This window comes from Streptomyces amritsarensis, assembly GCF_001953875.1.
Classification (GTDB): Bacteria; Actinomycetota; Actinomycetes; order Streptomycetales; family Streptomycetaceae; genus Streptomyces; species Streptomyces amritsarensis.
Map to the genome: position 1 here is coordinate 20,909 of NZ_MQUR01000012.1, position 12,044 is coordinate 32,952.

The 12,044-nt window shown below is 71.8% G+C and carries 10 protein-coding genes; 2 read left to right on the forward strand and 8 right to left on the reverse strand.

Going from position 1 to position 12,044, the window contains the following annotated elements; all coding sequences use genetic code 11:
* Nucleotide 1: 1 nt before the first annotated feature.
* From AVW11_RS07990 to AVW11_RS08025, 8 genes are all read right to left on the reverse strand, one after another.
* The gene (locus tag AVW11_RS07990; RefSeq protein WP_030847592.1) at nucleotides 2–514 is read right to left on the reverse strand and encodes an FBP domain-containing protein; all 513 of its coding nucleotides are present in this window, start codon (nucleotides 512–514) and stop codon (nucleotides 2–4) included.
* Nucleotides 515–525: 11 nt separating this feature from the next.
* Complete coding sequence (locus tag AVW11_RS07995; RefSeq protein WP_143568820.1) at nucleotides 526–1,245, reverse strand: hypothetical protein; 720 nt, start codon at nucleotides 1,243–1,245, stop codon at nucleotides 526–528.
* A gap of 24 nt (nucleotides 1,246–1,269) precedes the next feature.
* Entirely contained in the window at nucleotides 1,270–2,742 is a 1,473-nt protein-coding gene (locus AVW11_RS08000) for a cytochrome P450 (RefSeq protein WP_076043619.1), read from the reverse strand.
* A 273-nt stretch (nucleotides 2,743–3,015) separates the two neighbouring features.
* Nucleotides 3,016–3,534, reverse strand: coding sequence for a GNAT family N-acetyltransferase (locus AVW11_RS08005; protein WP_076043620.1), 519 nt, complete (start codon nucleotides 3,532–3,534; stop codon nucleotides 3,016–3,018).
* A gap of 125 nt (nucleotides 3,535–3,659) precedes the next feature.
* Nucleotides 3,660–4,538 carry an AraC family transcriptional regulator gene (locus AVW11_RS08010; RefSeq protein ID WP_076043621.1) on the reverse strand — a complete coding sequence of 293 codons (879 nt, stop codon included), beginning with the start codon at nucleotides 4,536–4,538 and terminating at the stop codon, nucleotides 3,660–3,662.
* Between the two features lie 214 nt (nucleotides 4,539–4,752).
* Complete coding sequence (locus tag AVW11_RS08015) at nucleotides 4,753–5,349, reverse strand: hypothetical protein (RefSeq protein WP_076043622.1); 597 nt, start codon at nucleotides 5,347–5,349, stop codon at nucleotides 4,753–4,755.
* A gap of 435 nt (nucleotides 5,350–5,784) precedes the next feature.
* Complete coding sequence (locus AVW11_RS08020) at nucleotides 5,785–7,314, reverse strand: helix-turn-helix domain-containing protein (RefSeq protein ID WP_030847610.1); 1,530 nt, start codon at nucleotides 7,312–7,314, stop codon at nucleotides 5,785–5,787.
* Between the two features lie 114 nt (nucleotides 7,315–7,428).
* Complete coding sequence (locus AVW11_RS08025) at nucleotides 7,429–7,917, reverse strand: MarR family winged helix-turn-helix transcriptional regulator (RefSeq protein WP_060179842.1); 489 nt, start codon at nucleotides 7,915–7,917, stop codon at nucleotides 7,429–7,431.
* A gap of 96 nt (nucleotides 7,918–8,013) precedes the next feature.
* Between AVW11_RS08025 and AVW11_RS08030 the strand changes: the two genes are divergently transcribed.
* Together AVW11_RS08030 and acnA are read left to right on the forward strand one after the other, a co-directional pair.
* A complete protein-coding gene (locus AVW11_RS08030) occupies nucleotides 8,014–8,877 on the forward strand; it encodes a haloalkane dehalogenase (protein WP_076043623.1) in 864 nt (287 codons plus the stop codon).
* A 324-nt stretch (nucleotides 8,878–9,201) separates the two neighbouring features.
* Nucleotides 9,202–11,919 (forward strand): aconitate hydratase AcnA, encoded by a 2,718-nt coding sequence (gene acnA, locus AVW11_RS08035; protein ID WP_076043624.1) that lies wholly within the window; start codon nucleotides 9,202–9,204, stop codon nucleotides 11,917–11,919.
* Nucleotides 11,920–12,044 lie beyond the last annotated feature (125 nt).

Sequence of the window (12,044 nt, forward strand, 5' to 3'; positions counted from 1 at the left end):
CTCAGGCCACCGGGACCCCGGTGACACGGGACACGAAGCCGTTCAGGTTGGCCTCCATGCGCGCGAGGCGCTCGTCCACGGTCAGCGACTCCTCCTGCCGGCCGGCGCGCAGCTTCGGCTGCCGCTTGCCGCGCACGTACAGGGAGCAGGCCAGGTCCGCGCACACGTACGTGCCGACCGTGTTGCCCTCGCGGCCGCGGGCGCCCGCCAGCGGCGCGGCGAGCAGCGTGACTCCGGAGGAGGCGTGGCCCGTCAGGCAGATCTGGCACAGGCTGGACTTGACCGCGCTGGTGCGGCCCACGGACGGCACGCGCAGGGAGATCCCCAACGGGCCCTCTTCCCGGGGCACCACCAGATGCGCGCGCAGCGGCGCGCCGGGATCCACCCAGCCCAGGAAGGCGAGGTCCTGCCAGGGCAGGTCGGCGAAGTCGAGGGGCAGGCGCATGCGCGCGGCCTCGCCCTTGGTGCAGTTCACGAAGGACGCACGGATCTGTTTCTCACTGAGTGGTTCCACGGGCATCGACCCTATGGCGTGCCCCGGCCGGCCCGCACCCCGATATCCGGCCCGGGCCCGGGCGCCTGCCCGGGCGGGCAGCCCGGTGGCGGTGCCGATGCCGGTGCCGATGCCGGTGGCGGTGCCGATGCTGGTGCCGCGCCCGGCACGGCTGTGCTCCGCGCGGGCCCGAGCGCGGCACGCAGCCGCGCCGCGTCGGCCCGGGTGTCCATCCGCAGGGCCAGCCACGAGCCGTCGGCGAAGACCAGGTCCACCCGGGCCGGCCTGCGGCGCAGCCGGGGTACGCGGCGCAGGGCGCAGGCGGACGTGTGCGCCCCGCGCGCCGGGTCGCCGCGGCCCCACGGCGGCCGGGCGGTGACGGTGCCCGCCGCCCCCGGCCCGTCGCCGCGCCGCGCGGTGAACATGCCCCCGGGGCCCGCGGTCTCGGCCTGCCAGCGCGTCCAGTGGAAGCCGTGCAGGGCCAGCGCGAAGCGGCCGGCGCCACTGGACCAGGCGCCGCGCAGGGCCGGCCCGTGGAGAAGCCGCCCGGCCAGGCGGGCAGCCCGTTCGAAGGGGTCGAGCAGCGCGGCCACGGCGTCGGCGAGGTCGTCGGGCAGCGCGGCCAGGAACCGGAAGAGGAAGAAGCCGCCGATCCGGCGCCGCAGCGGCAGCGGGGCGGGCGAGCCGGGCAGCAACCCGCGCTCCGGCCTGCGTACGTACGGCGACAGACGGCCCGGAATCTCCTCGTCCATCCGGCCATGATGGCCGGGCGGCCGCTACCGGTCCACGCGACGGACCCGGCAGCGCGCCGGACCCTCCGTCCGCAGGGTGATACCCGCGCCGACCGGGATCTCCGCGTCCACCGCCTCGAACGCGTACGCCCGCAGGATCATCGCCAGCGCGACCACCGACTCCAGCATCGAGAAGTGCTGCCCGATGCAGGCGCGCGGACCGCCGCCGAAGGGGAACCACGCGTAGCGCGGCCTCCCGGCCTCCGCCTCCGGGGTGAAGCGCTCCGGATCAAAGCGGTCCGGGTCGGGCCAGTGCTCCGGATGGCGGTGCGTCACCCACGGGGCCAGGATCACGTCCGCGCCCGCCGGGATGGCGTGCTCCCCGATCCGGGTGGCGGCCACGGCCTTGCGGCCGATGACCGGAGCCGCCGGATACAGCCGCATGGCCTCCTTGACCACCTGCGAGAGGTACGGGAGCCGGTCCAGGTCGCAGGCCTGCGGCGTACGGTCGCCCAGGACGCGGGTGATCTCCTCGCGGGCCCGGTCCTGCTGCTCGGGGTGGCGGGACAGCAGGTGCAGGGCGAAGCAGAGGGAGGTGGCGGTCGTCTCGTGCCCGGCGAGCAGGAAGATCAGCACCTGGTCGCGGAGCTCGGCTGCGTCGAACTCCCCGTCGTCGGAACTGCGGGCGGCGGCCAGCAGCGTCAGCAGGTCCTCACTGGAGGCGTCTGCGGCGCGAGCGCCCTCGGCGGACGCGTCGTCGCCCGCGGCATCCTCGCCCGTGGCGTCCCCGCCCGGGCCCGCGGCGCTCGCACCGGCCTGCCGCCGACGGCCGATGATCTGGTCGCAGACCCCGTACAGCTCGTCCAGCGCGGCAGCCGCCCGCCGGTTGCCCGGGGTCGGCCAGTGGCGCGGGATGTTGGCGGGGGAGTAACCGCGGCGCAGCACGTAGTCCGTGATCACCGGGAAGCAGCGGGCCACGACGTCGGCGGTGGCCTCGACGTCGGTGCCGAAGAGGATCCGGGCGACCGCGCGCAGCGCGAGGTGTGTCATCTCGTCGGAGACGTCGACTACGCCGTCCAGGGCCTCCTCCCAGGCGGCGACGACGGAGGCGGTCTCGGCGGCGACAGCCCCGGCGTACCCGTCCACCCGGCGTCGCGTGAACAGCGGCTGCACGAGCCGGCGCTGGCGCAGGTAGTCCTCGTCCTGGCTGGTCAGCAGGCCGTTGCCGAAGGAGTCCCGGACCTCCTGGTAGAAGGCGTTGTCCTTGCGGAAGTTGGCCGCCTGGGAGGCGAGCACCTGCTGGACGCCCTCGGGGGAGAACACGCAGTACAGGTCGGCCCGCATCCCGGGCGGCCCGGCCGAGACCCGCACGACGTCACCGCGCCGCTGCTGCGCCCGCAGGTAGGTGCCGAGGGAGTCCGACTTCAGGTCGTGGAGCGATCCGAGCAGCGGTGCCCCGGGGAGCACCGGAACCTCCGTACCCGCCTCTGCGCCGCCTGCGTTCCTGCCGAATGCCATGCCGATGCCCGTCCCCTCGTTCCCCTGCCGGAGCCCGATTCTGCCGGTCCGCGTCCCCTCCTGGCGAGACCCGCGTGCCCCATCGGCCCGAATCGGCGGCCGACCTCGCCGAAGAGGTCCAGGACTTCGCGGTCTCGGTGGTCGCGGAAGCCGCCGACGCGGAGGAACAACTCGCCGCTCGTCCACCGGCAGGTCGAGCAGACCGGACCGGCGATCTCCGTGCTCCGGGCTGCGACGGTCCCGGGGACCCGCCCGTGGTAGTCGAACACGGCGTCAGAGCGCCCGCCGGTAGCGGAGCTCGGAGAGGGTGACCCCGGCGTAGACGTCGTCCTGCGTCGCACCGTCGGGGCCGTAGCCGGCCCGTTCGTAGAAGCGCCGGGCCCGGAGGTTGTCCTCGAGGACCCACAGGGCCGATCCTTTGAAGCCCCGGAGCCTCATCGCGGCGTGGGCCTCACCGAGGAGCCGGCGGCCGATGCCCGTGCCGATCAGGTCCGGCGCCACGTACAGGGCGTAGACCTCACCCACCGGCCCCGTCCCGCCGGACACCTCACCGCGGGAGGGCCCGCAGCAGACCCACCCCACCGGGCCGCGGTCGCCGACGGCCACGAGGTCCCAGGACTCCCGCCCGGGGTCGAGCAGCCGCTGCCGCCGCCGGTCGGCGTCGTCCTCGACCGTCATCGCGTCCAGGTAGGCCTGGGGAACGATGCCGGCGTACGCCGCCTGCCAGCCCCGGACCCGGACCGCCGAGACGGCCTCGACGTCCGCCGCGTCCATCTCACGTACGCGCACCATCGCGCCAACGTAGGCCACGCCCCGCGCACCGGACCACCGATTACCGGCGGAATGGTGGCGGCGGTGATCGGCGCCGGTGCCCAGACGCGGGCGAACGGGGCGAAGACGCAGGGCGGTGGTGCGCGCTACACCCCCTGGGCCGGTTCGACCGGGAGCCACAGCTCGCACGTCGCGGTGCTGAAGTCAGCCGCGCGTTCGAGGGTGGCCACGATCGACGGGCCCGGTCGCAGGCGCCACGGGTTGGAGGGGAACCAGTCGGTCGCGGTCGCCGCCCAGGCCGTCTGCAGGGCCTGCGGATGCGGTCCGCTGGTACGGAAGACCGCCCACATCCCGCCCGCCACCTCGATGGCGTCGAGGCCGTCCGGGGCCGGAGTGTCCCGGTCGAGTGCGACCCCGTGCAGGTAGGTCAGTTCGCTGCCCTCCGTGCCGTCGGGATCCACGCCGTCGGAGACCTGCAGCAGGCCGCCCGGTTCGGTGTCGCTCAAGGCCTTCAGCCGCAGGTGCTCCTCCTGCGGCAGCGCCGCGATGTGCTGCCGGATGTGCGGGTTGACGCCCCGGTGGATGAGTGGGACCCGGGCGGCGTGTCCGACGAGGCGGAAGGCGGGCCGGTTGACGAGGCGGGTGTCCATGGGGGTGTTCCCTTCGACGGTCAGGCGGAACCTGAGCTGTGGCTGTGTGCGCAAGGGGCCTCCGGCGCGGCGCACTTCACCGGGTCCGGCGCCGTGGACCGCGCGGAAGGCGCGTCCGAACGCTTCGCCCGAGCCGTATCCGTACCGGACCGCGATGCTCAGCAGATCCGCCTCGCCGCGGACGACGTCGGCGGCGGCGACGGTCATGCGCCGGCGCCGCACGTACTCCGACAGCGGCATGCCGGCCAAGGAAGAGAACATCCGGCGCAGGTGGTATTCGGTCGTGCCGAGCGTGCCCGCCAGCCCCCGGACGTCGGGCTCGTCGGCGAGGTGCTCCTCGACAAGGTCGACCAGCCGGTTGAGTGCAGAGATCACGAGGCCTCCTTTCGACTCCCACCCTGGCAGCGGACGCCCCTGCCGCACCCGACCGCTGCGAACCGGTCCGGTCAGTCGCCGCGTCGGCCGCGTCGTGTCGCAGGACGCGGAGGTGCGGTACTCCGGGAGCAGCGCGGCCACGGTGGGCGGTATCCAGCCGCCGTAGGTGCGGTGGCGCCGGTCGAGACCGGCGGCGTCCCTGCGTGCGCTCCCCCTAACGGGCCAGTGCGAACGTGCCGGCCGCGACGGCCCCGCCGACCGCGGCACCCGCGAGGACCTGCGCGAGGGTGTGGTCGCGGAGCCGGACCCGGGACCAGCCGACGACGGCGACGACGGGGCAGGCCAGGAGCACCCACGCCCCGTACGTCATGGCGAGCAGGGCCACGCTCCCGCAGGACACCCCCGCGTGCACGCTGATCTTCCATGCGGGGGTCACGGCGAGGAGGGCCGCCAGGGTGGCCAGCATCGCCGCGATCAGCGCGATCATCGTCCGGGGAGCGCCGAAGGCCCACATCAGCAGGGTGCCGGTGGCCACGGAGGCGCTGGCGAAGGCCATCACGAGGATGCGCTGCGGCCGTGCCCCGACGTGCCGGTCGGCCCAACGGCCCCGGCGGATCCCGTACGTGATGAAGGCGAGCGGAATGCCCGCGGCGAACAGGCAGCCGAGCAGCCCCCATCCGACGCCCGCGAGGCGGCCGGTGTGCCAGCCGATCAGCACGGTGTCGGCGATGATCCAGGTCTTGGGATCGAGCCCGTCGGTGACCAGCCGCGCGGCCCGGAAGGCGCGGGCCGGGGTGATCGTGAGGGTCACGCCGTGTCCTCCGGGCGGTCCGTGCCGGGCAACCGCGCCACCCCTGTGGGCAGGCGAGCAGATCTTCCGAGCATAGTGTTCCCGCCTCGGTGCCCGATGGGCCACCGTGCGTCCGGCGCCTGCGGCGGCAGCGGCTGAGCCGCGCGGCGTGCCGCCCGGCTCGCCCGCCCATCCGGCCGTGGCGCGGAGGGCCTCAGGCGCTGTCGAGGATGCTGCCGATCGTTTCCGTGATCCGGTGTCGCCACTTGTGCCGGCGGTTGCAGTACCGGCGTGGGAACCAGCGCCGTTCCTGCGGAATCTGCCGGTTGCACCATGCGCACAGGACTGTGCGGCCCCTGCTCGCGAAATCCCCCATGGGGCGAGTCTAACGGCGGTGACCTGCTCCTTCTCCGGACGGGGCCCGGCAGTTGACCGGGCCCCGAGCCACGGGCCGACTCAGATGTCGCGGAAGATCTCGATCTGGGCGCCCACCGAGTTGAGGCGTTCGGCCAGTTCCTCGTAGCCGCGGTTGATCACGTAGACGTTGCGCAGCACCGAGGTGCCCTCGGCCGCCATCATCGCCAGGAGGACGACCACCGCCGGGCGGAGGGCCGGCGGGCACATCATCTCCGCGGCGCGCCAGCGGGTGGGGCCCTCGACCAGGACGCGGTGGGGGTCCAGCAGCTGGAGGCGGCCGCCCAGGCGGTTCAGGTCCGTCAGGTAGATCGCGCGGTTGTCGTACACCCAGTCGTGGATGAGGGTCTGGCCCTGGGCGACGGCGGCGATGGCCGCGAAGAAGGGCACGTTGTCGATGTTCAGCCCGGGGAAGGGCATCGGGTGGATCTTGTCGATCGGCGCTTCGAGCTTCGAGGGGCGGACCGTGAGGTCGACCAGCCGGGTGCGGCCGTTGTCCGCCGAGTACTCCGCCGAGCGGTCGTGGTCGAGGCCCATCTCCTCCAGCACCGCGAGTTCGATCTCCATGAACTCGATCGGGACCCGGCGGATCGTCAGCTCCGACTCCGTGACGACCGCCGCGGCCAGCAGGCTCATCGCCTCGACCGGGTCCTCGGAGGGGGAGTAGTCCACGTCCACGTCGATGTTCGGGACGCCGTGGACGGTGAGCGTGGTGGTACCGACGCCCTCGACCTTGACGCCCAGCGCCTCCAGGAAGAAGCACAGGTCCTGGACCATGTAGTTCGAGGAGGCGTTGCGGATGACGGTGACGCCGTCGTGCCGGGCGGCCGCCAGCAGCGCGTTCTCGGTGACCGTGTCCCCGCGTTCGGTCAGCACGATCGGGCGGTCGGGGGAAACGCCGACCGCGACCTTCGCGTGGTAGATGCCCTCGGTCGCGGTGATGTCCAGGCCGAAGCGGCGCAGGGCGATCATGTGCGGCTCGATGGTGCGGGTACCGAGGTCGCAGCCGCCGGCGTAGGGGAGGCGGAAGGTCTCCATGCGGTGCAGCAGGGGGCCCAGGAACATGATGATGCTCCGGGTCCGGCGGGCCGCGTCCGCGTCCATGGCCTCCATGTCGAGGCGGGCCGGCGGGACCAGCTCCAGGTCGACGCCGTCGTTGATCCAGCGGCTGCGGACGCCGATGGAGTTCAGGACCTCCAGGAGGCGGTAGACCTCCTCGATACGGGCCACACGGCGCAGGACCGTGCGGCCCTTGTTGAGCAGCGAGGCGCAGAGCAGTGCGACGCACGCGTTCTTGCTCGTCTTGACGTCGATGGCGCCCGACAGCCGGCGGCCGCCGACCACGCGCAGGTGCATCGGGCCGGCGTAGCCCAGAGAGACGATCTCGCTGTCGAGAGCTTCACCGATTCGGGCGATCATCTCAAGGCTGATGTTCTGATTGCCGCGCTCGATCCGGTTCACTGCGCTCTGGCTGGTGCCGAGGGCTTCGGCGAGCTGACTCTGTGTCCAGCCCCGATGCTGCCGGGCGTCACGGATGAGCTTGCCGATGCGTACGAGGTAGTCGTCTGCCATGGGGGCACCGTATCTCAGATATGAGATGACTCCTGCGTCGGGTGGGGCAGGCGGGTGTGTCGACCGGCGTGTCGACCGGCGTGTCGGGCGCGTCCCGCCGCGCCCTCACGCGCGTTACTGGCCGTCAGGTCCCATGGCGGAGGCGCCGTACGCGTGGTGCTCGACGATCCGGCCCAGCAGGCGGGTCAGCTGTGCGCGCTCCGCCGCCGACAGCGGGCTCAGGAGTTCGTCCTGGGCCGTGTCGAGGATCTGCTCCAGTCGGCGCAGCCGGCGCCGGCCGAGCGGGGTGAGGGTGATGACGTTGCGTCTGCGGTCGTCGGGATCGGGGGCCCGCTCGACGAGTTCGCGCTCGGCGAGTTCGTTGATGACGGCGACCAGGTCGCTGCGGTGGATGCCGGTGCGGTCGCTGAGCGCGGCCTGGCTCACCGGTCCGGACTCCTCCAGGGCGACCATGGCTGCATAGTGCCATTTATGCGCATCTGCCCGGCCGAGGGCCTCGGTCACCAGGCGCTGTGCGTGGGTGGACGCCTGGCCCAGTAGCCGGCTGGGCAGTTCGCGCAGTCGCGCGGGGACGGCCGCGCCCCCGTTCTCTCCCGTGGTCATGGGGGGATGCTACCGCTTGCGTTGGTGTCACTAACGATATAGCTTCATTGGTGTCACGAACGTTAGTTGCACCAATGACTCTGGGAGGGGCCTGGAATGCCCGCGATCGACGTGCTCGACTCGACGATGTACTACGAGGACCGCGGCGAGGGCGTGCCCTTCGTCTTCCTGCACGGCAACCCCACCTCCTCCCACCTCTGGCGCGGCGTACTGCCCCGTGTCGAGGGCCCGGTCCGCACCCTGGCCCCCGACCTCATCGGCATGGGCCGCTCCGGAAAGCCGGGCGGGGAGTACCGCTTCGCCGACCACGCGCGCTACCTGGACGCCTGGTTCGACGCCCTCGGACTCGACGAGGTGGTCCTGGTCGGTCAGGACTGGGGCGGTGCGCTCGCCTTCGATCGGGCCGCCCGCCACCCCGGGCGGGTCCGCGGGATCGCCTTCATGGAGACGATCGTGCGCCCGATGGGCTGGGACGAGTATCCGCCCGCCGCGCGTGCCCGGTTCGAGGCGATACGCACCCCGGGAACGGGGGAGGAGATGGTCCTCGACCGGAACATCTTCATCGAGGACAGCATCCTGAAGACCGTGCTCGCCCCCATCGCCGAGGCCGACCGCGCCGTCTACGGCGCCCCCTACCCCACCCGCGAGAGCAGGCTGCCCATGCTCCGGTGGGCCCGCTCGCTGCCGATCGGCGGGGAACCGGCCGACGTCGTCGCCGTCGTCGAGCGGTACGACGCCTGGCTGGCCGAAAGCCCCGAGGTGCCCAAGCTCCTGCTCACCTTCGACGGCTCGCCCACCCTGATGATCGGCCCCGAGGCGGCCGCCTGGTGCGAGCGGAACATCTCGGCGCTGGAGCGCATGTACTGCGGGCCCGCGGCCCACCTCTGCCCGGAGGACCGGCCCGAGGAGATCGCCGCGGCCGTCAACGCCTGGGCCGCCCGCCACGCCCTGGCCGAATGACCGCCTCGCGCCTCGGGCCCCGCCTCGCTCCGCCCTCTCGACAGGCCCTCCCCCCGAGGGCTCCGTCCGCCGTCCCGCGGGCCGGATCGGCGTATGCGGAAACGGCCTCCCCGCCCTTCGCCCCTCCGGGCGCGGGTGCGTGCCTCGTCGTCGCACCCGGACATGTACTAGAGTTATCTCGACATCGAGATATCTGCCGAAGGCGTACCGCAGCCGCCCCCGCTGGTAAGGGTTACCTAACTTAGCCTTACCTTAGCGGATTGGCCAAGGGGCGTGGCGGCAGGATGCGGTAAACGCGCGAATTCATGCATGAAGGAGACTGTCGTGTCGGCGAACAGCTTCGACGCCCGCAGCACGCTGCAGGTGGGCGACGAGTCGTACGAGATCTTCCGGCTGGACAAGGTCGAGGGCTCCGCCCGCCTGCCCTACAGCCTGAAGGTGCTGCTGGAGAACCTGCTCCGCACCGAGGACGGCGCGAACATCACCGCCGACCACATCCGGGCGCTCGGCGGCTGGGACTCCCAGGCCCAGCCCAGCCAGGAGATCCAGTTCACGCCGGCCCGCGTGATCATGCAGGACTTCACCGGCGTCCCCTGCGTCGTGGACCTCGCCACCATGCGTGAGGCCGTGAAGGCCCTCGGCGGCGACCCGGCGAAGATCAACCCGCTCTCGCCCGCCGAGATGGTCATCGACCACTCGGTCATCGCCGACAAGTTCGGCACGAAGGACGCCTTCGCGCAGAACGTCGAGCTGGAGTACGGCCGCAACAAGGAGCGCTACCAGTTCCTGCGCTGGGGCCAGACCGCCTTCGACGACTTCAAGGTCGTCCCGCCGGGCACCGGCATCGTCCACCAGGTCAACATCGAGCACCTGGCCCGCACGGTCATGGTCCGTAACGGCCAGGCCTACCCCGACACCCTCGTCGGCACCGACTCGCACACCACCATGGTCAACGGCCTCGGCGTGCTGGGCTGGGGCGTCGGCGGCATCGAGGCCGAGGCCGCGATGCTCGGCCAGCCGGTCTCCATGCTGATCCCGCGCGTCGTCGGCTTCAAGCTGACCGGCGAGCTGCCCACCGGCACCACCGCCACCGACCTGGTGCTGACCATCACCGAGATGCTGCGCAAGCACGGTGTCGTCGGCAAGTTCGTCGAGTTCTACGGTGAGGGCGTCGCCGCCACCTCCCTCGCGAACCGCGCCACCATCGGCAACATGTCGCCGGAGTTCGGCTCCACCGCCGCCACCTTCCCGATCGACGGCGAGACCCTGAAGTACCTGCGCCTGACCGGCCGCTCCGAGCAGCAGGTCGCGCTCGTCGAGGCGTACGCCAAGGAGCAGGGCCTGTGGCTGGACCCGGCCGCCGAGCCGGACTTCTCCGAGAAGCTGGAGCTCGACCTCTCCACGGTCGTCCCCTCCATCGCCGGCCCGAAGCGCCCGCAGGACCGCATCGTCCTCGCGAACGCCGCCCAGCAGTTCGCCCAGGACGTGCGCAACTACGTCGACGACGTGGACGAGGCGGGCAAGGAGTCCTTCCCGGCCTCCGACGCCCCGGCGAACCACCCGAACGGCAGCCCCTCGAAGCCCACCCTGGTCACCCTGGCCGACGGCACCTCCTTCGAGATCGACCACGGCGCCGTCACCGTCGCCGCGATCACCTCCTGCACCAACACCTCGAACCCCTACGTCATGGTCGCCGCGGCGCTCGTGGCGAAGAAGGCGGTCGAGAAGGGCCTGACCCGCAAGCCGTGGGTCAAGACCACCCTGGCCCCCGGCTCGAAGGTCGTCACCGACTACTTCGACAAGGCCGGCCTGACCCCGTACCTCGACAAGATGGGCTTCAACCTCGTCGGGTACGGCTGCACCACCTGCATCGGCAACTCCGGTCCGCTGGACGAGGAGATCTCGAAGGCGATCAACGAGCACGACCTCGCGGTCACCTCGGTGCTCTCCGGCAACCGCAACTTCGAGGGCCGGATCAACCCCGACGTCAAGATGAACTACCTGGCCTCCCCGCCGCTGGTCGTCGCGTACGCCATCGCGGGCTCCATGAAGGTGGACATCACCACCGAGGCCATCGGCATCGACACCGAGGGCAACCCGGTCTTCCTGAAGGACATCTGGCCCTCCGAGGCCGAGGTCAACGACGTCGTGGCGAACGCCATCGGCGAGGACATGTTCAGCAAGTCCTACAGCGACGTCTTCGCGGGCGACGCCCAGTGGCAGGCGCTGTCCATCCCGACCGGCAACACCTTCGAGTGGGACCCGCAGTCCACCTACGTCCGCAAGCCCCCCTACTTCGAGGGCATGACGATGGAGACCACCCCGGTCTCCGACATCGCCGGCGCCCGCGTGCTGGCGAAGCTGGGCGACTCGGTCACCACCGACCACATCTCCCCGGCCGGTGCGATCAAGGCCGACACCCCGGCCGGCAAGTACCTCACCGAGCACGGCGTCGAGCGCCGCGACTTCAACTCGTACGGTTCCCGCCGCGGCAACCACGAGGTGATGATCCGCGGTACCTTCGCCAACATCCGCCTGCGCAACCAGATCGCGCCGGGCACCGAGGGCGGCTTCACCCGCGACTTCACCGTCGAGGGCGGCCCGGTCTCCTTCATCTACGACGCCTCGCAGAACTACCAGGCCGCCGGCATCCCGCTGGTCATCCTGGCCGGCAAGGAGTACGGCTCCGGCTCGTCCCGCGACTGGGCGGCCAAGGGCACCGCGCTGCTCGGCGTCAAGGCCGTCATCGCCGAGTCCTACGAGCGCATCCACCGCTCCAACCTGATCGGCATGGGCGTCCTGCCCCTGCAGTTCCCCGAGGGCGCCACCGCGGCCTCGCTGGGCCTCACCGGCGAGGAGACCTTCTCCTTCACCGGTGTGGAGGAGCTGAACAACGGCACCACCCCGCGCACGGTCAAGGTCACCACGGACACCGGTGTGGAGTTCGACGCGGTCGTCCGCATCGACACGCCGGGTGAGGCCGACTACTACCGCAACGGCGGCATCATGCAGTACGTCCTGCGGAACCTCATCCGCGGCTAAGGGCGCGCCAGGCGGAGCGATCCGCCGTCTGTCGGCACCATAGGGCCGTACCCCCGACGAGGGGGTGCGGCCCTTGTCGCTTCGTGCGGCGGCGGTCCCAGGTGACGGACAGGTCTCAACTCGGA

What these genes read in the sequence shown, in the direction of transcription:
- AVW11_RS07995 (WP_143568820.1), bottom strand. Translation starts at nt 1,245, where the DNA reads ATGGACGAGGAGATTCCGGGCCGTCTGTCGCCGTACGTACGCAGGCCG.
- AVW11_RS08000 (WP_076043619.1), bottom strand. Translation starts at nt 2,742, where the DNA reads ATGGCATTCGGCAGGAACGCAGGCGGCGCAGAGGCGGGTACGGAGGTT.
- AVW11_RS08005 (WP_076043620.1), bottom strand. Translation starts at nt 3,534, where the DNA reads ATGGTGCGCGTACGTGAGATGGACGCGGCGGACGTCGAGGCCGTCTCG.
- AVW11_RS08020 (WP_030847610.1), bottom strand. Translation starts at nt 7,314, where the DNA reads ATGGCAGACGACTACCTCGTACGCATCGGCAAGCTCATCCGTGACGCC.
- AVW11_RS08025 (WP_060179842.1), bottom strand. Translation starts at nt 7,917, where the DNA reads ATGACCACGGGAGAGAACGGGGGCGCGGCCGTCCCCGCGCGACTGCGC.
- AVW11_RS08030 (WP_076043623.1), top strand. Translation starts at nt 8,014, where the DNA reads ATGCCCGCGATCGACGTGCTCGACTCGACGATGTACTACGAGGACCGC.